The organism is Sphingobacteriales bacterium, assembly GCA_016719635.1.
Taxonomy (GTDB): domain Bacteria; phylum Bacteroidota; class Bacteroidia; order Chitinophagales; family JADIYW01; genus JADJSS01.
In genome coordinates, this window is record JADJYT010000001.1 from 375,852 (window position 1) to 394,622 (window position 18,771).

General features: G+C 41.3%; 15 protein-coding genes and 1 tRNA gene. 5 read left to right on the plus strand and 11 right to left on the minus strand.

The genetic code is table 11. The features are described from left to right. The first annotated feature begins 72 nt into the window (after positions 1-72). Complete coding sequence (locus tag IPM95_01785; GenBank protein MBK9328048.1) at positions 73-969, plus strand: hypothetical protein; 897 nt, start codon at positions 73-75, stop codon at positions 967-969. A gap of 2 nt (positions 970-971) precedes the next feature. Here IPM95_01785 and IPM95_01790 read toward each other — a convergent pair whose 3' ends face one another. Beyond that, entirely contained in the window at positions 972-1,679 is a 708-nt protein-coding gene (locus IPM95_01790) for an RNA methyltransferase (protein ID MBK9328049.1), read from the minus strand. Positions 1,680-1,682: 3 nt separating this feature from the next. Here IPM95_01790 and IPM95_01795 point away from each other — a divergent pair, with 3 nt between their 5' ends. Next, on the plus strand, positions 1,683-4,199 hold the full coding sequence (locus tag IPM95_01795) for a BamA/TamA family outer membrane protein (GenBank protein MBK9328050.1): 2,517 nt from the start codon (positions 1,683-1,685) through the stop codon (positions 4,197-4,199). Between the two features lie 48 nt (positions 4,200-4,247). Further along, positions 4,248-6,479, plus strand: a complete 2,232-nt coding sequence (locus tag IPM95_01800) for a T9SS type A sorting domain-containing protein (protein ID MBK9328051.1) — start codon at positions 4,248-4,250, stop codon at positions 6,477-6,479. Between the two features lie 52 nt (positions 6,480-6,531). Here IPM95_01800 and IPM95_01805 read toward each other — a convergent pair whose 3' ends face one another. From IPM95_01805 to folB, 3 genes are all read right to left on the minus strand, one after another. Continuing rightward, a complete protein-coding gene (locus IPM95_01805) occupies positions 6,532-8,442 on the minus strand; it encodes an OmpA family protein (protein ID MBK9328052.1) in 1,911 nt (636 codons plus the stop codon). Positions 8,443-8,569: 127 nt separating this feature from the next. Beyond that, positions 8,570-8,643 (minus strand) — tRNA-Cys (locus IPM95_01810). 116 nt (positions 8,644-8,759) lie between these two features. Beyond that, positions 8,760-9,119, minus strand: coding sequence for a dihydroneopterin aldolase (folB, locus tag IPM95_01815; GenBank protein ID MBK9328053.1), 360 nt, complete (start codon positions 9,117-9,119; stop codon positions 8,760-8,762). 51 nt (positions 9,120-9,170) lie between these two features. On the opposite strand from folB, the gene IPM95_01820 reads away from it, so the two are divergent. Further along, positions 9,171-10,358 (plus strand): acyl-CoA dehydrogenase family protein, encoded by a 1,188-nt coding sequence (locus IPM95_01820; GenBank protein MBK9328054.1) that lies wholly within the window; start codon positions 9,171-9,173, stop codon positions 10,356-10,358. 230 nt (positions 10,359-10,588) lie between these two features. On the opposite strand, the gene IPM95_01825 is transcribed toward IPM95_01820, so the two are convergent. Beyond that, positions 10,589-11,827: a hypothetical protein gene (locus IPM95_01825; GenBank protein MBK9328055.1), complete on the minus strand. Its 1,239-nt coding sequence runs from the start codon at positions 11,825-11,827 to the stop codon at positions 10,589-10,591. 363 nt (positions 11,828-12,190) lie between these two features. Between IPM95_01825 and dnaB the strand changes: the two genes are divergently transcribed. Continuing rightward, positions 12,191-13,711 (plus strand): replicative DNA helicase, encoded by a 1,521-nt coding sequence (gene dnaB, locus IPM95_01830; GenBank protein ID MBK9328056.1) that lies wholly within the window; start codon positions 12,191-12,193, stop codon positions 13,709-13,711. A 31-nt stretch (positions 13,712-13,742) separates the two neighbouring features. Here the strand turns inward: dnaB and IPM95_01835 are convergent, their stop codons facing one another. The 6 genes from IPM95_01835 to IPM95_01860 form a co-directional block, all read right to left on the minus strand. Beyond that, a complete protein-coding gene (locus IPM95_01835; GenBank protein ID MBK9328057.1) occupies positions 13,743-14,165 on the minus strand; it encodes a hypothetical protein in 423 nt (140 codons plus the stop codon). Between the two features lie 67 nt (positions 14,166-14,232). Next, a complete protein-coding gene (locus tag IPM95_01840) occupies positions 14,233-14,439 on the minus strand; it encodes a hypothetical protein (GenBank protein MBK9328058.1) in 207 nt (68 codons plus the stop codon). A gap of 158 nt (positions 14,440-14,597) precedes the next feature. Next, complete coding sequence (locus IPM95_01845; GenBank protein MBK9328059.1) at positions 14,598-15,689, minus strand: bifunctional 3-deoxy-7-phosphoheptulonate synthase/chorismate mutase type II; 1,092 nt, start codon at positions 15,687-15,689, stop codon at positions 14,598-14,600. Between the two features lie 120 nt (positions 15,690-15,809). Continuing rightward, positions 15,810-16,652 carry a prephenate dehydrogenase gene (locus tag IPM95_01850; protein MBK9328060.1) on the minus strand — a complete coding sequence of 281 codons (843 nt, stop codon included), beginning with the start codon at positions 16,650-16,652 and terminating at the stop codon, positions 15,810-15,812. Between the two features lie 3 nt (positions 16,653-16,655). Beyond that, entirely contained in the window at positions 16,656-17,819 is a 1,164-nt protein-coding gene (locus tag IPM95_01855) for an aminotransferase class I/II-fold pyridoxal phosphate-dependent enzyme (protein ID MBK9328061.1), read from the minus strand. Position 17,820: 1 nt separating this feature from the next. Beyond that, positions 17,821-18,657 carry a prephenate dehydratase gene (locus IPM95_01860; protein ID MBK9328062.1) on the minus strand — a complete coding sequence of 279 codons (837 nt, stop codon included), beginning with the start codon at positions 18,655-18,657 and terminating at the stop codon, positions 17,821-17,823. Positions 18,658-18,771 lie beyond the last annotated feature (114 nt).

Below are 18,771 nucleotides of genomic sequence, written 5' to 3' on the forward strand. Positions count from 1 at the left end.
TATCACTGATTCCATACTTTTTTATAATTTATAACGTTTAATTTTGGTATTAATTTTGAACTATACCGCAACATGAAATACAAACTTATAATAGCCGCATTTCTTTTCTCTTTCTCTACAAAAGCGCAATTAGCTCCCGATGATTATATCAAAATAAAGTCGCTGGAAGATACTATCCGTATCTATGGTGACACACTCATTAACAGTCAGTTCGAAGAAAACCGAACAATTGCAAGCTACCGCATTATCAAGTCTTTATCGAAAGCGCTGAAGGTCAAAAACTCCTTTTATTACCGCTGGGACTCTACATTGCCCTGGAAAATAGTAATGCCGGAAGATGGCTCCTTCAAAATTTTTACCTGGTACACCCGGAGCGATATTGACCTTTACAAGTATTTTGGAACCGTGCAGGTTAAATCAGACACTTTAAAGATGTTTCCATTGATTGATTACTCCGATTTTACGGATCATCAGGAAGATATCAACGTGGATAACGGAAACTGGATAGGCGCACTATATTATGGCATAAAAACGGTAAAAGCCGGAAAGAAAATCTATTACACCTTATTTGGGTGGGACGGAAACAATAAAACAAGCAATAAGAAAGTAATGGAAATCGTATCTTTTAATAAGCAAGGTAAGGTACGTTTTGGTGCACCTGTAATCGACATGGGCAAAGGAAGAATCCTGAACCGTTTCATCCTTGAATTCTCTGACGAAGCTACAGCCACCATGAGTTATAATGAAACGGAGAAGAAAGTCATTTACGACCACGTCGTTCCAAGCGGAGATGCACTGGAAGGGTTTTTCGGAAATTACATCCCCGACGGAACCTATGAAGGCTTCGAATGGAAAAAGGGCAAATGGAAACATGTCAATGAAATCGGTTATGAAAAACGAAAAGACGGTGATGTTCCAAATGTCATCAAAAAACAATCATTGGAATTATACACACCAAAGACAAAATAATCTTACAGTTTATCCAGAATCAACGCTGTAGCAATTGCTGCATTCAGCGACTCGGCCTTCCCATTTTTGGGAATGGTAATGGGAAAAGTAATTTTTGACAATAAATCCTCTCTAATACCATGTCCTTCATTACCGATGAGAATAGCGCCTTTTTGGGAAAAATCCTGTGAATGATAATTTTTCCCATCTAATACGGCACCATAAACAGGCAACTTATGTTCAGCAATAATCTTTTCCAGGTCATTTTCGATAATCTGCACCCTGCCTACGGATGCCATGCTCGCCTGAACTACTTTGGGATTGAAAGCATCCACACAACCGTTCGAGCAGATAATCTTGTGTATACCAAACCAGTCACAGGTACGGATAATGGTACCCATATTCCCCGGATCCTGGATATCATCCAGCAGCAGCACCCATTCATTTTTCTGTACGGTCATCTTATGGGTTGGAATTTTAAATACGGCAAGGCTCTGATGTGGCTGTGTCAATGCCGTTATCTTCTTTAAGTCCGGTTCATTAACAATTTTAATTCTGCGATCGTTTAAGCTGAAATTATTTTGCAGAGTATAGATGTTTACAACTTCCAATCCTTCATCTATTAATTCTTTTATAATTTTATCCCCTTCGGCAATAAATTCGGAATACTTATGGCGGTATTTCTTAATTTTGAGCGCGTTAATATGTTTTATTTCAGGCTGACTGAGCATTCTATGCAAAATTATTTTCAAAGATGTAAAAAATTCGGATATGTAGTGTGCATACTGCTGCTCTATTCCTGCTCAGCAACCAAACATTTAGTCAAAGATGACCAAAGCCTGCTGATTGGCAACGGCATAAACATAAAATATACCGGTAAGGTTTACAGCGATAAAACCGAGTTGAAATCAGAATTAGGCAAGCAGGTGGTTTACAATCAGCAGCCCAATACAAAATTTTTGAGCTTATTCCGGTTAAAGTTGGGTATTTATACCATGACCATTTTAAAAAATGAAAAACGGCTGGTAAAGAAAAAAATGCTGGATGAAAAGATCAGAAGCGGTAATTATACCCGTAAAGATACGTTAGCGCTCGTAAGATTAATGAAAAAGAAAAGTTTTGAAAACTTTCTGAATGAAACGTCCGGCGGTGAGGGACCGGTGCTTTTTGACTCTACCACCATGGTGACCTCCATCAACCGGATGAAGAACTACCTGTTTTATCACGGATATTTCTACAATGACGTTTCCGCTGCGTTTAACACAAAAAAGAAGAAGACGAGCGTATCCTACAATATACAGTCAGGACCTCAATTTACCTACAGAAATGTTAAGTTATCCGTTGAAGATAGTTCCTTATACCTTATTGTGTCTTCCAGGCAGCAGGATATGCTTATGAAAAAAGGAGATCCGTTTGATATAGAACTGGTCAAAAAAGAACGTCAGCGTTTGGCTGATTTGGTTCAGAATCTGGGATATTTCACCTTTAGCCCTGAATATATATTCCTGAATATCGACAGTACAATTGGGAACCATCAGATTGATGCGGAATTGATTGTACGGAATGAACAGGACTCCCTGATACATAAAAAATACTCGTATGTTGAAATCAACTATGAGATAATCGAATTTGACAAAAAGAAGGAAAATCTGAAGCTAAGCAGAAAAGATTTCATCTACGATACCATCTGCAATGTGAATTACAGGGTGTTAAGAAGTTCTGTACTTCCAAAAGCACTGACCAAATCCATTTATATAAAACCCGGTGACTACTTTAATAAAGACCAGTTGCAAAAAACACGAAATGCACTCAATAGCCTGGGTGTATTCCGTTTTGTAAACGTAGAGAATGAACCAATCTCCATTTCACCGGAAGAAAGCGGATTATATACCAGAATAAAATGCGCGCCGGCCAAACGACACTCCTTTAGTACGGATATCGAGTTAAACACCAATGCACAAAGCACATTAGGGTTTAACCTGGTCGGTGCCTACCGAAATAACAATCTGTTCCGTACGGCTGCTAAATTTCAGTTTAATATCAGTACCGGAGTTGAGTTTCAGCTGCTAAAAGAAAAGCGTATCGAAAACAGTGCCATCAATGCGGTCAATATTAATGTGGAAGCTAAAATCAATTTAGCCCGCATATTTCCAACTTTTAAGAAAAACAAATGCATTACCTATCAGAAATACAAACCGAGAACATTCATCAGCCTGAATTACAACTTTCAAAAAAGAATCAAGCAGTATAACATTCAAACCATTGGTACCAGTTACGGGTACGAATGGTACAATGACAGGTACAGGCATATTCTCACCCCACTCAGTTTTACGTATGTTTTACCTACCAACCTAAGCGATTCCATTCAGCGGTTAATGGAAGTAAATCCCCGTTTTAAACAGAGTTTCAGCCAGCAGTTTATAATGGGTCAGGAGTATACCTTCTCCTACACCAACCAAAACCTCAATGTCGGGAAATATAAAAACTTCTTTTATTTCCGGGGCAATGCCTTCTTTTCAGGAAATGTGTTGTACGCATTTGCGTCCATCACACAGAAAGGAAATGAAAAGCCCTATAAACTGGGCGGTGTCAGTTTCTCTCAGTTTGCACGCCTGGAAGCGGAACCCCGCTATTATTTCAACTTCAAACGCGGGCAATCGCTAACATTCAGGCTGTTTGCCGGAATAGGCATACCATATGGAAACTCCACCTATCGTGATACTGCCGTCATGCCGTATGTAAAACAGTTTTTTGCCGGAGGGCCCAACTCCATGCGTGGCTGGGGATTCCGCCTACTCGGACCGGGTGGATTTAGAATATACGACCAGCCCAACAGAAGCTTATTAGACCAAACTGGTGACATCAAACTGGAGCTGAATGCTGAATACAGGTTTACCATTTACAAAGTATTTAAAGGCGCCATCTTTACGGACATCGGGAACATCTGGCTGATAAAAGAAGACCCCTCCAAGCCTTTAAGTAATTTTGATGTAAAACGTTTTGCGAAGGAGCTTGCCTGGGATGCCGGTTTTGGATTGCGGCTGGACATGAACTTTTTCGTTATCCGTTTTGATGTGGCATTTGCCCTATATGACCCTGCATTTGATGCGGGTGACAGGTGGATATTCAATAAGGTAAATAATGAAAAATATAAATTGTACAAGAAGCCGAATAATCAGGAACTGGGGCTGTATAAATTTAATATGAGAGACTTTGTTGGATTGAACTTTGCCATTGGATATCCGTTTTAATAGTTTCTCCGTTCACCTACTATTCCTTATCTTTATTTACAATTCAACATGAGTCTGGAACGAATAAAATTCAATCATAAATATTTTTTCAATAAGTGGCTGATGATTGCCGCCTTTTATCTGTTTTTTCAAAATTCTGCTGCTCAAACCTTTCAGCGGTTTGATTATCTGTCTGTCACCCAAAACACTAAACAGCTGCGTCATCCATGGACCGGCGGTGTGAACAGCGTTCAGTTTGCGAAAGCGGATGTCAATCACGACGGTAAAAAGGATCTGTTCCTCTATGATAAATCCAGCAGCCGTATCTGTGTTTTTACAGCGCAGTCCATGAATTCCACCCAATATGTTTTCAATGCGGGTTATGCAACCATCTTTCCGGAAGTGAACGGCTGGATGGTTTTGAAGGATTACAACTGTGACGGTATCGAAGATTTTTTCACCTACCAGGCACCGGGAAACATAAAAGTATATACAGGTTATTATTTAAACGACACCCTGCGGTTTCGCTTACAGCAAAACGGATTTTTCTATTTCGGTTCCGGCATATTCATAAATGTTTATTGTTCTGAAGTCATAAAACCCACTATTGACGATTTCAATAAAGATGGTGACCTGGATGTCGTTTCGTTCAATGTATCCGGAAACCGTCTAATCTATTACGAAAACCAGCAGAAAGAATTAGGATTATCGTGTGACAGTTTATACTTCAACAAATCAGACAACTGTTGGGGTAATGTATTTGACACGTTCTCATCATCCTATGCATTAAGGGATACCTGCTCTTTTAAATTTAACAGAATCGGAAACAGCAACGAAGTGATGCATACAGGATCCTATCTTGAATCAATGGATGTGGACAATAACGGTGTAACAGACATATTAATCGGAAGTGTAGGACTCAACAATATGAACCTGTTATATAATAATGGTACAACCATTTATGCCAGCGTACTGAAGCAGGACAGCCATTATCCGGGCTATGACGTTCCATTTAATACAAGTTCCTTTGCCGCCCCTGTATTTCTTGATGTCGATAATGACGGTAATACAGATTTACTGGTTTCCACGTATGATGAAGGCGCTGCAAATATAGAAAACATCTGGTATTACAAAAATATACGGAGTGATTCGGTGGACTTACGTTTCCAGCAGAAAGACTTCATTCTGAATGAGATGATTGATGTTGGTGAAAATTCAAACCCCTGTTTTATGGATGTTGACGGCGATGGGCTGACAGATATATTACTGGGCAACGGCGGCTATAAAGATTATGTCAATGCAGCCGTGTATAAACTTCATTATTATAAAAACACCGGTTCTTCCGCCTATCCGGCCTTTACACTGCTGAATGATGATTTCTTAAATATCAGCACCTTCGGCGTACAGGAAATCAAACCTGCATCCGGTGATATCGATAATGACGGAGACACTGACCTTGTGATTGGATTATCTACCGGCGATCTGATCTATTGGGAAAATACGGCATCTGCAGGCAATCCACCCAATTTGGTTTTCAAAGGCAATTTGAAAGACGCTTTGAATGCCGCCATCAATATCGGTGCGTATGCCGCACCATGTATCGTAGACTTAAACAGAGATGGCAAAACAGATCTAATCATTGGCGAACGAAACGGCAATATCAATTATTACAGCGGCAGTGAGGCAGGAAGCATAAAATTTATTTTTTTGACTGACTCGCTTGGGAAAATAAGAATAAAAACCGGCAGCAGCCAGTTTGGGTTTACACATCCTTCGATTGCCGATATCAATAATGACGGAAAATATGATTTGATTTTAGGCACCAATTTAAGCGGTCTGCAATTTTATGATAACATTGAAGACAACCTTTCAGATACTTTCCGCTTTACCTCCATTGTTGTTCAGGATAAACTGGGACTAAGAACAACCGCCGCTTTAGCTGATATAACCCTTGACGGAAAAATTGAGATGCTTACCGGAAACAGTTCTGGCGGCTTAATCATCTTCAGCGGGGATCCACCACCTTTCCAACCCGTTTATGTAAAAAACAATACGGCAATGAACATTCCGTTCAGTGTTTTTCCGAATCCTGCAAACAATCAGTTTCATATTACCGTGCCGGACAGGGAGTTTGCTGTAAAAGTGCAGTTTTTCGATATACTCGGGCAACAGGTTTACGCTGCGGATGTTAAAGAAGATTATTTTGTAATTAATACGGCCAGCCTTTCAGAAGGCATGTACCTGCTTAGAATTTCCGATGGTGCAAAACAAGGCATCCAAAAAGTATTGGTTGTGCATTAATAAAAAAGGGATTCAATATGAATCCCTTTTTTATTAAAAATTTGGTATCCTACTACATCTTGATAATCTTCACTTCGGTTCTTCGGTTGTTTTGGTGGCAGTCGCAATCGCCTTTTGAATCTGTAGGACAACCTGCCACGCCTGTGCAATCCTGCAGCAACTTGCTCTCGCCAAATCCGACTGCTGTCATTCTGGACTTATCGATACCGTGTTTAATCAGATAATCCACCGCACTTTCCGCACGGCACTGAGAAAGCTTCAGGTTGTATTCATTTGTTCCGCGTTGATCCGTATGAGAAGACAACTCTATGGTCATATTTTTATACTGCTTCATGATATCCACCAAATGATCGAGTTCTTTGGATGCATCATTTCGGATATTACATTTATCGAAATCATAGTAGATGTTGCGCAGTACAAAGGTTTTCCCAACTTCCAGCTGTTCTACACATAATTTCAGTTTGACATACAAGGTTCTGTTTCTGTCCAGTCCTTTGGTGGTGATGCCTTCAATATTGGAATAGTAACCATCCTTGCTGCCTACCACGCTGTAATCCGTGTTGGCATCGAGATGAAAAGAGAACTTACCGCTGGCATCAGACGTAGCTTTTTCTATTTTTCCGGTTTCCTTATTCGTCAGTTCCACTTCCACTCCGGCCATTGGTTTATCTTTCTTATCACATTCAACCGTTATACCGTCCAGAATGAATCCGGGATCTTCATAGAACAGTTCTTTGTAAATATTACCTTTCTTTTCGAATTCCGTTTTACTGACACTTTCAGAGGTTGTTTTAATGCCATATCTGTCGCCTGTCAAAGCGTAAACATTGGGAGCCATGTCTTCAAATGTCACCTTTCCGTCTTTGCCTGTCTTTTTAGTCCCTATTACTGTTCCATTGGCATCTGCCAGGGTTACGTCCACTTCATTTACCGGCATGCCCGTAAATTTATCTTTCACTGTAACAATGATGCTCTTATTCATCTCCCGTTTAACAGGAGCTTTCTTCGATACGGATGTCTTCTCTACACGAAAGACCAGACCTGCATTCAATGCGAGATGGTTGATATTTAATTTCTTAACGGGATAAGCATTTAAAGGAGTAGACGACGAAAAGTATTGAAATGGAATTAAATTGCCTGAACTATTCACAAAATCCTCTGGACGCAGGTAATTCAGTTTATAATCCGCGTCTGTTTTAACTGCATTATTGCTGACAAATGAATGAATATAGTCCATTCCGGCAGTTACCCCTACGTTTTTATGAAACCAGTAATTGACATACAATCCGACTTTTAAGCCTGCTGCATTTACGCCTTTATTATAGTCATATTCTAAGATTGTCTTGCGAGGATCCTGTTCATTACCGGTCAGTTTTCTGCTTAACGAATCAATTCCTACATTTAACGAACCCATTTTCAAATGACTTAAACCCACACGCATATTCAAATCTACATCCACCTTATCGCTGGTATAAAGTTTTGCGCTCGGTCCGATACCTACGAATATCAACTGTTGATTTTTCCGGTTGCTCTCTACCAGTTTGGTAGGCGGATTCTCAGTGGCTGTTGAAGTAATGAAATTGGTCAATACTGCCGGTGCGACATAATTGATCCTGTTATTAAAATAATCTATGTCTACACCGAAGCCAATATTCTTGTGAAAGTAAAAATCAAAATTAGCGCCGCCATAGCCGCCCCATTTCGATTTTAAGAAATCCTGCCTGTCATCCGAACGGGTAATGTTCTTTATAATAAAACTATCCAGAATGGTTACATTATGGACATCCAGGGTAAAAGGATAAGATTTAAAATTGGTTCCGGCACCTCCTTTTACACGTCCCTGAAATTTGAAATAGTGTTTTTTAATAATTGAATCCGTTGTTTCGTTTTGAGCAACAGAAATGCTATTAAAAAGTAATAACAGGATACTTAGTAATATGCTTGTTTTTTTAGTGGTATTCATAGTGTTTAAATTTATGGTTCAAATTTATACCATATACTATACACTTGCCATGATATTTATCATTCGGTGTTCATAAGTGAGAATTCGGGAAATGGAGACATAAAAAAGGCTGAACTTTCGTTCAGCCTGGAGGTCGATGGCGGATTCGAACCGCCGTACGAGCTTTTGCAGAGCTCTGCCTAGCCTCTCGGCCAACCGACCATTTTTGTGGAATGCAAATCTACATTATTTTATCTAAATACAAAATTATTCGATGTTTTTAGTCAAAGTTTGAAGCTGTATTTTATTTTTTATTGAATTATTGGCATAATAACTCCTTATTCTTCCAGCTCCACCACACTCGCGTAGACTTTGCCACCCAGAGGTGGATGTAGTTTTCGGATTTTGACTCTTATAATATCATCAATAGACACAAACAGACGAACATCATTCATTATTCTTCTCGCAATATGTTCGATCAACTGTACCGGAACCTGCATATTTTTTTCTACCACAAGATAAATCCTTTCATAATTTACGGTTCCGTTTAAATCATCGCGCCATTGTGCACCTTCCGTACAGGCATATACCTGCACATCTACCACATATTTACCACCTATCTTACGCTCTTCCTCATACACCCCGTGGTACGCATAAAATTCCATACCTTCCAGTCCTATCCATGCTTTTTTTTGCATATCTTGCATTTGGTACAAACCTAACTTTTTTTAAACAAATAAAATACTATTATGTCTAACCGATATGCATCTTCTTACCGCGGATTCGATTATCTGCTCCTGGATGCACAACTGACTGACGAACAAAGAATAATACGCGACAGCATCCGCAGCTGGGTGAATACTTCCGTCATACCCATCATTGAAGACTGTGCCGAACACAATCGTTTCCCCAAAGAACTGGTGAAAGAACTCGGACAAATCGGTGCATTGGGGCCGCACATTCCAACCGAATACGGTGGCAGCGGATTAGACCTTATCTCCTATGGATTGATCATGCAGGAACTGGAACGCGGCGACAGCGGCATCCGTAGCTGCGCAAGTGTACAAAGTTCTTTAGTAATGTATCCCATTTGGAAATTCGGCACTGAAACACAGAAACAAAAATTTCTTCCGTTGTTGGCGAAAGGCGAATACCTGGGCAGTTTCGGACTGACCGAACCCAATCACGGTTCTGACCCATCGAGTATGGAAACACGCCTCATTCAAAAAAACGGCAAATACCTGCTCAACGGCGCCAAGATGTGGATTACCAATTCTCCTCTTTGTGATTTAGCAGTGGTATGGGCAAAAAATGAAAACGGGCACGTTGTTGGCTGCATAGTGGAACGTGGTATGAAAGGCTTCTCCACTCCTGAAATAAAGGGTAAATGGAGCCTTCGTGCTTCCATCACCGGTGAATTGATTTTTGAAGACGTGGAAATTCCGGAAGAAAATATATTGCCACTGGCAAAGGGGCTGAAAGCACCGCTATCCTGTCTTTCATCCGCGCGATATGGCATCGGCTGGGGTGTGCTGGGTGCTGCCATGGACTGCCTGCACCATGCCCTGGAATACAGCAAGGAACGTATGCAGTTCGGTAAACCGCTTGCAGCTTTCCAGTTGACACAAAAGAAACTGGCGGAAATGCTGACCGATATCACCAAGTCACAGTTGCTGGCATATCAGGTAGGCACCCTTAACAATGAAGGAAAAGCCACTCCGGCACATATATCTATGCTGAAACGCAACAATGTGGAAATGGCGTTGCGCATTGCCCGCGACTGTCGCCAGATCTGCGGTGGAATGGGCATTACCGGCGACTTTCCGTTTATGCGCCATGCCATGAACCTGGAAAGCGTCATCACCTACGAAGGCACCCACGAAGTACACCTGCTGATAATCGGTATGGATATAACAGGAATAAATGCGTTTGGTTAAAATATAGGATTATCGAAGATAAATATCTCAAAGGTGCAAAAAATTATCATCGCCTTAACTGAAACTAACTGGCTGATGAAAAATAGATTGATAAAATTGAAATCTGAAATCCCAATTCTATAGCAAGTTTTCTCCTCGTTTCTCGTCGAAAGCACACGGTGTGCTGTGAGTTACCCTGTGTAAAAGCCAAATCTGAAATCATGCATCTCAAATCCCACTTCTCAATACGTTCAAAAATTCACCACACTGATAGGATCCAGCGTAAAATCAGCGCCGTAGCTATACTGGATGATCCTATTGCTTCCAACGGCGATTAGATGCGACGCCAGCGGAATGACATCGGTAACATCATCCGGATAGGTATTTTTGAGAATCAAAGCAGCCGGATTTGCCGCATCAAATACGTTTAATCCTCCCGAGCCGGTACACACATACAATGTGTTGTTACGCACGCCCAATCCGTATGGCTGATTCAATAAATAGGTGGAAGTGAGCGACGGATGTTCTATATCTGAAATGTCAATCACATTTACCTGGTCTTCAATAGCACCGCAGGAATTGCCGCCTCTGACAGTAATGTAAGCTGTATTATTGTCTACCACGACCGGATCGCAGGCAGTGGCATGTGAGAAGGAGGAAACGAAAAACGGATTGAACGCATCGGAGGCATTGATGACATACATACCATTCGTGGACCCTACAAACAGGAATTCTCGTTGTTTGAACAAGGTTTCAAATGCCCCGCCTCCCAGCCAATCCGTCATATAGACGTTTTTGTCAAAGACGGTATTCTCAGGATCACTGATATCAAATACATTCAACTGATAAGACTCCAGACCATATAAGGCGTTGCTGTTGATTTGAAAACGAGCATAAGAGCCTCCTGTACCGACAGCGCCTCCGGTGTTGCTTTGCAGATCAGCAAAGGCGGCTTCCATCAGAATACGTACATCGTATTTCGGACGGTCTCTGGTTTCCAGACGATAACCGACCACTATTTCCGTTGAATCTGCCGCTTCCAGATAGTCGTAAAACTCAGCGGTTTGCGGATAAGACGGATAAAAGGAAAATGCATGTTCGACAGTTTTAACCAAACGGATGGCATGGATATCGGAGATATCAAATACCAGCAAATCCACAAAATTATCGGCATAGAGGTAATTGCCTTTAACAGCGATATCATGTACACCCTCGAGGTTGATGAATGCTATATTTAGCGGACTGGCGGGTGTATGATTATCAAAGATATGTACGCCAGATTCCTGTGCGATGTAAAACAGCAGATGAGAGGTCACATATATTTTACCGTCGGATTGCGTCAGCCTGGCACCTGACACAGAAACCCTGCTGCGGATATCGGATATCTTCTTGACTACCGGCACTGCAAATACGGCTTTTTCGGTTTCCTTCCTACAGCTAACGATAAGGCCAATAAATAAAATGAGAACGAAATACTGAAGTGTTTTCATCTGAGTTGAATATGTATCTTAAAGTTACACAAATTCATTGAATTCAGGATCAAACAGGTGTTTTTATTCCTTATTTTTCAATATACCAGACCAGTCCGACAGGTCTGTCTGTTAGGATGGACGTCTGGAGAAAGCATCTTAATTACAATAGTTTTACACATTTTTTCCACCTGTTTATACACTAAAATATGGCACTTGTACACGAAATATGGCTATTGATCCACAGTATTATTTCATAATATCTTCTAACTGTCTATTTATCAAAACAGAAACATTTTGTTCCACGATTAGGAAATAATTAACATCCTAAAGTTGACTATTCCTGAAATAACATCGAACTTAAAATTGTATTTTCGTTTCCCCATGGAAGAATCTGCTACCAACAAAAGATCAACCCGATTTACCAGAAATAAAACGGAAGATATATCCAATCTTCTATACGGAAAAATCCCGCCGCAGGCGCGTGAACTGGAAGAAGCGGTACTGGGTGCGATATTGATTGAAAAAGATGCGATTGCGGAAGTGTCGGATATCCTGAAACCGGACAGTTTTTATGTGGATGCACACTCCACCATCTTTCGTGCCATTCAAAATCTGTACGGCAAATCACAGCCGATAGATTTGCTGACAGTAACCGAAGAATTGCGCAAGGATGCCAAACTGGAAGAAGTGGGCGGCGCCTATTATCTCAGTGAATTAACCAATAAAATAGCCTCTTCCGCTAACGTAGAATACCATGCACGCATCGTCATACAAAAATTCATCCAACGTGAGCTGATACGCATATCCAATGATATCATACGGGATGCTTATGAAGATACCACCGACGTATTCGACCTGCTGGATAATGCGGAAAAACGCATTTATGAAATTACAGACAAGAACCTGAAGAATTCCATTCAGGGCATCGGACAGCTGATATCCAAATCCATCACAGAGATTGACGGATTGATCAAACGCCAGGACGGTTTGCTGTCGGATTCCGTTCCATCGGGATACATCGATCTGGACAAAATCACTTCCGGCTGGAAAGCAACGGATTTGGTGATCATCGCTGCCCGTCCATCCATGGGTAAAACGGCTTTTGTATTAAACCTTGCTCGCAACGCAGCCGTAGATTTCAATATGCCGGTGGCCATATTTTCTTTGGAAATGGGCGCGGTTCAGTTAGCCAAAAGATTGATTTCACTGGAATGCGAAATCGATGCACAACGCATCACCAATGGTAAAATGAGCGATGCCGAATACGCCATGATGCTGGAGAAAGTGGAACGATTATCGCAGGCACCCATCTATATCAATGACCAGCCCGCCATCAATATTTACGAGTTACGGGCACAATGCCGCCGTTTGCAAAACGCACACGGCATCAAGATGGTGATTATCGATTATTTACAGCTGATGAGCGGCGGCGGCGATAAAGGGATGAACCGTGAACAGGAGATTTCCTCCATTTCCCGCTCCCTGAAAGGATTAGCCAAAGAGTTAAATATTCCGGTGATTGCTTTGTCTCAGCTGAACCGCAGTGTTGAATCGCGCGGAGGCGAAAAAAAGCCGATGCTGTCTGACTTACGGGAATCGGGTTCCATAGAACAGGATGCAGATATGGTAATGTTCCTCTACCGACCGGAATACTACAATATGACGGAAGGCGCTGACGGGGCAAACCTGAAAGGGATTGCCGAAGTGATTATTGCGAAACACAGAAATGGTCCGACAGATACCATTCCGCTCCGGTTCAATAAAAATTTCGGACGCTTTTATGATGCGGACAGATTGTTTGAGGAAATGCAGCAAATGACGTCTTATAAGACGATACCGTCCAAAGGAAATGACATGAAAGACGAAGACAATAACGGAGATGATGCATTTGATATTTTTTAGCAACGAAATCCTTCCATCAATTCATACATATCTATTCCTGTACCTGTTTCAGCAAGGTTAAAAGCCTTTTACGGACAAAATCAGACTTGGTTGCATAGGTTATCCTTATCATATCCTTCGTCCAGATTCCTTCCTGCAGGTTGTAGACAAAATTTTCATCCTGCTTTTTAAAGAAACTGTTTTTTTGTGCACTCCAGCTCAGTTGTTCTTTGATGATTTTTGCTTTCTGCTCAGACGGCAGATTGACTTTCACCTTCTCAAATACAATGAGCATGATGCTGTCCAGTTGCTGCAGATAAATTCTGTGGCAATTTACCGAATCAGCCTTAAATTTCTCGCATTCTTTATGCTGCTGCTCCAATGCTTTGAATGATTCTCTGGCGGTTTGTGCTCCGGTATCTATGGCAGAAAAAAATAAAAAAATTAAAAGAAAATATCGGGTAAAATTTTCCATACTTCAAAAATAGAAAAAGTCAACCACCGGGGTTGACTTTTTATCTTAAAAACTTGTTAAGGATAGATTAGAATCCTTTTTTAGCAACGCCGTCTTTAATTGCCTGCAGTGCTTTAGCTTCACCTAATATAGCAGCCATTTTATTGCCTTTGCCATCATTTCCGGAAGCCAAATAACCACCTCTGGACGTTTTGGTAATTACCGCATCGTGCATAGGTACATTTTTTTCCTTCGTTTTAAGGCAGTACGCCTGAATCATTTTCGATGTGTCCATTGTTTTTTGATTTAGATGATAAATAAGTTGGTCAAATTTAATAAACTATCTAACAATCGGGTTACAGCCAACTTGTAAGGCATTAATCTACTAACATTTGCAAAAAACGACAAAAATACACATTTAATTGATTTTCAACTACTTATACAATACCCTTACTATTCAGCTAAAATATTGTTCATAATTTTTGTCTGATGACGTATAGATTCCTGGTGAATGGCTTCCATCATGTCTTTTACAAAGTCTTCCGTCAGTTCTTTTTTAGCTGCTTTCTTGATACGGTCATGGATAATTTCATCCCAGCGGTTGGTCTGCAGGATGGTGATGCCGTTATCGCGTTTGAACTCTCCTATCTTTCTGGCAATATCCATCCGTTCGCCCATTATTTCCAGCATATAGTTATCAATTCTGTCAATCTGTGCTCGTAAGGATTCCAGTTTATTTTCTGCATAGTCATCCAGTTTGCTGGAACGAACGATTAGAGCTGATAAAATTTCACCTAAACGTTCCGGTGTAACTTGCTGTTGTGCGTCACTCCATGCATTGTCCGGATCGCGGTGAGCTTCAATCATCAAACCGTCAAAATCAAGGTCCAGTGCTTTTTGAGATACGGAAGGAATCAACTCGCGGGATCCGCAGATGTGCGATGGATCCACGATAATCGGCATATTAGGATATAAGCGGCGAAGTTCAACCGGCAGTTCCCACATAGGCTTGTTGCGGTACTTGGATTTCTCATACGATGAAAATCCACGATGGATGGCGCCTAAGCGTTTAATGCCAACAGCATTCAAGCGTTCCATACTGCCCAGCCACAACTGCAAATCCGGATTGATGGGATTTTTTACCAAAACCGGTATATCTACACCCCGCAGGGCATCCGCAATTTCCTGAACGGAAAAGGGATTTACGGTGGTGCGAGCTCCGATCCAGAGTATATCGACTCCTGCTTCCAGCGATTCTTCCACATGTTGTGCAGTAGCCACTTCCACGGTGGTTGGTTTCCCGATTTCCTTACCGGCATTCACCAGCCAGGATAAACCTTCCCTGCCGATGCCTTCAAACATACCCGGCCGGGTACGCGGCTTCCAGATGCCGGCTCGCAGCACATCAATTCCGATTCCACCCAGGCGCCTGGCGGTCTCTGTCATCTGTTCTTCTGTTTCACAAGAACATGGTCCGGAAATTATCACAGGTCTTTCGAAATTAAATCCCCAGTCTTTCAGTGGGATAATGGATAAGTTACTCATATGATTCGTTATTTATTTTTTTATGAAATGGATACAGTTCTGCTAAATTAATTCAATTGTTTTATTCTCTTCACATACCACTAAAACATTACTATTTATTAAAGGTGGATTGATAATTGCCTATTTCAATATTTTCCGGATTTCATTGGCTTGTTTCATAAAGTTCAGCAATTCTTCGTTTTTATTTTTATTGATCAGGTTTCTGAAATGATACATCTTTTCAATATAAGTATCCATGACTTCCAGTAAATAATTCTTGTTTTGGTGAAAGATGGGTGCCCACATCTCGGGTGAACTCTTGGCAAGCCTCACGGTGCTTTCAAAACCACCGCCCGCCATTTCAAGAATGGCCTCTTCATCTTTTTCTTTTTCAAGCACGGTAGCTGCCAGCACGAAAGAGCTGATGTGGGATATGTGGGATATATAAGCCGCATGCATATCATGTTGTTGCGCATCCATATATTTCAAATGCATTCCCAATATCCGATACATATTTTCAACCAATGTTACGGCATCTGCATCACTGTTTTCCTTATCACAGATGATGCAAACCTTGTTGCGGAATAAGTTCGGAATAGCGGCACCCGGACCGGAATTCTCGGTTCCTGCCATCGGATGTGAGGCGACGTATCGGTTTCTCTTCGGGTGGTCTTTGATGGCATCGATGATATGCCCTTTCGTAGAACCCATATCGGTCACCGTCTGATGCGGCTGAATATGATCCAACACGAATTTCAATTCTTCCATCAAACTGTTTACCGGAACCGTCAGAATAATTAAATCCGCCTGTTGAACGGCATCTTCTCTTGAAAGGATTTCGTCCACTAAACCCAATTCCACTGCCAGTTCACTGTTCGCTTTACTTCGTCCGACACCCGTATACGAATCGGCAAAATTTGCCGCGCGCAAATCTATGGCTGCAGAACCGCCTATTAAACCGATACCGATAATGGCTATTTTCATGTGTTAGTTCAATTTAATGATTCTGTCCAATGCTTCTTTCAAATCTTTTTCCGGACTGCATAGGGAAATACGGATATATCGTTCTCCCTTGCTTCCAAAAATAAATCCCGGTGTGATGAATACATTCGCTTCATGCAATACTTTTTCTGTCAGCTCTTCAACATGACAGTATGTATCCGGAATTTTTGCCCATATGAACATGCCGATTTGTCCCTTATCATATACACAACCTAATGTATCCATAATCTGGTGGGCATAGGTTCTTCTTTTTCTGTATTCATTATTGCGTTGCTCATGCCATTCAGCACTGTTGGATAAGGCTGCTATCGCCGCTACCTGCAAGGGTAGATACATACCGCTGTCTACATTGCTTTTCACTTTCAAAATGGTATCGATGTAGGCTTTTTGGCCACTGACCATACCAATACGTGCACCGGCGAGGTTGTGTGATTTACTTAAAGAATTCAGTTCCAGGCAAACATCCATCGCTCCCTCCGTCTGGAAAATGGAAACCGGCATACCTTCATTCAGCACAAGGCTGTATGGATTGTCGTTTATAACTAAAATATTGAATTCCTTAGCCACCTCAACAAGTGTCTTAAAAATCGCCTCATTTCCCTTTGCGCCTGTAGGCATATTGGGATAATTGATCCAGAGTAATTTTGCATCGCGTAAAGTGGCTTCGTTGAGATTGGAAAAATCAGGAGCCCAGCCATTTGTTTCATCCAGATCATAAAAAACCGGATCCGCACCTGCCAAATATGCAGCAGCGGTATAAGTAGGATATCCGGGATTCGGAACCAACACTTTGTCGCCAGGATTTAAGTAAGCATTGGAAATATGGGAGATGCCTTCTTTGGAACCCAGCAGCGGCAATATTTCGGTATCCGGATTTAATGTAACGTCATATGTGGACTTATACCAATTGCTCATAGCCTTTCGCAAGGCTGGGATGCCTATATAACTCTGATACCCGTGATTCTTGGGATGCTCCGCTGATTTCTTTAATGCTTCAATGGTTTGTTCAGACGGTGCCTGGTCGGGATTGCCGATTCCTAAATTCAGAATATCTTTCCCTTCTGCGCGCAATTGGGCTATCTGCTTCAACTTGGCGGAGAAGTAGTATTCATTGATATGCTGTAATTTATCAGCCGGTGGAATAATCATCTTATTGTAATTTTTCTCCTTGTTTATATTCTCCTAAAACTTTTAATTCTTTTGTCAGCGGCACTATTTCAACCAGCATTTTTTGGTAATCCTCCCTACGTTCAATTTCCAAATCTGCATACATATAATATTGCCATTCTTCCCCAATAAAGGGAAGTGACTGTATCTTGGTAAGGTTGATGTTGTGGGTTCCAATTGTCGTCAGGACTTTAGCTAAACTACCTGGATGATGGTGTGCCCTGAAACTAAGAGAAGCTTTATTAAAATCTATCAATTCTTTTGACTGTTTGGCAATATCTGCCAGCACCAAAAAACGGGTAAAATTCCGTTTATTGTCGTGAATATCTTCTGCTAAAATCTCCAGTTCATACAACTCTGCTGCCCGCTTGCTGGCAACTGCTCCCCTGTGTTTGATGTGATGCTCTTTAATTTCTTTAGCGCTTAATGCCGTATCATTGGATTCTATCAGCTGGATTTCAGGATAATTATCAAAGAAAACTCTGCATTGCAGCAAAGCCATCGGATGGGAATGCACTTCATCTATATCCCGGATAGCTTGCCCGGGCTGTGCCATCAGGTTCATTTCAATTCGCAGGTATAATTCCCCTATGATGGATAAGTTTGAATTTCGAAGCGAAGCATAATTTGGCAATATGGAACCGGCCAAAGAGTTTTCGATCGCACAGACCGCATAATCCGCCTGATTGTTTTTCATGACATCAAACAGTTTGGGGAAAGAGGCGCACTCCACCGTTTCAATTTCTTTTCCGAAAAACTGTATGGCTGCTATCTCATGGAAAGACGCTTCAAATCCCTGTATCGCTATTGTTGGTTTCATATTGGTGGTATAAAAAAAGTCCCGAATGAATCGGGACTTTTTATTTTATAGTAAACTACAATATTATTAGTCCCGCTTAAGAGCGAAAGAAGTAATAGCCGTAGTAAAATATTT

What these genes read in the sequence shown, in the direction of transcription:
- IPM95_01785 (MBK9328048.1), top strand. Translation starts at nt 73, where the DNA reads ATGAAATACAAACTTATAATAGCCGCATTTCTTTTCTCTTTCTCTACA.
- IPM95_01790 (MBK9328049.1), bottom strand. Translation starts at nt 1,679, where the DNA reads ATGCTCAGTCAGCCTGAAATAAAACATATTAACGCGCTCAAAATTAAG.
- IPM95_01795 (MBK9328050.1), top strand. Translation starts at nt 1,683, where the DNA reads ATGCAAAATTATTTTCAAAGATGTAAAAAATTCGGATATGTAGTGTGC.
- IPM95_01800 (MBK9328051.1), top strand. Translation starts at nt 4,248, where the DNA reads ATGAGTCTGGAACGAATAAAATTCAATCATAAATATTTTTTCAATAAG.
- IPM95_01805 (MBK9328052.1), bottom strand. Translation starts at nt 8,442, where the DNA reads ATGAATACCACTAAAAAAACAAGCATATTACTAAGTATCCTGTTATTA.
- folB (MBK9328053.1), bottom strand. Translation starts at nt 9,119, where the DNA reads ATGCAAAAAAAAGCATGGATAGGACTGGAAGGTATGGAATTTTATGCG.
- IPM95_01820 (MBK9328054.1), top strand. Translation starts at nt 9,171, where the DNA reads ATGTCTAACCGATATGCATCTTCTTACCGCGGATTCGATTATCTGCTC.
- IPM95_01825 (MBK9328055.1), bottom strand. Translation starts at nt 11,827, where the DNA reads ATGAAAACACTTCAGTATTTCGTTCTCATTTTATTTATTGGCCTTATC.
- dnaB (MBK9328056.1), top strand. Translation starts at nt 12,191, where the DNA reads ATGGAAGAATCTGCTACCAACAAAAGATCAACCCGATTTACCAGAAAT.
- IPM95_01835 (MBK9328057.1), bottom strand. Translation starts at nt 14,165, where the DNA reads ATGGAAAATTTTACCCGATATTTTCTTTTAATTTTTTTATTTTTTTCT.
- IPM95_01840 (MBK9328058.1), bottom strand. Translation starts at nt 14,439, where the DNA reads ATGGACACATCGAAAATGATTCAGGCGTACTGCCTTAAAACGAAGGAA.
- IPM95_01845 (MBK9328059.1), bottom strand. Translation starts at nt 15,689, where the DNA reads ATGAGTAACTTATCCATTATCCCACTGAAAGACTGGGGATTTAATTTC.
- IPM95_01850 (MBK9328060.1), bottom strand. Translation starts at nt 16,652, where the DNA reads ATGAAAATAGCCATTATCGGTATCGGTTTAATAGGCGGTTCTGCAGCC.
- IPM95_01855 (MBK9328061.1), bottom strand. Translation starts at nt 17,819, where the DNA reads ATGATTATTCCACCGGCTGATAAATTACAGCATATCAATGAATACTAC.
- IPM95_01860 (MBK9328062.1), bottom strand. Translation starts at nt 18,657, where the DNA reads ATGAAACCAACAATAGCGATACAGGGATTTGAAGCGTCTTTCCATGAG.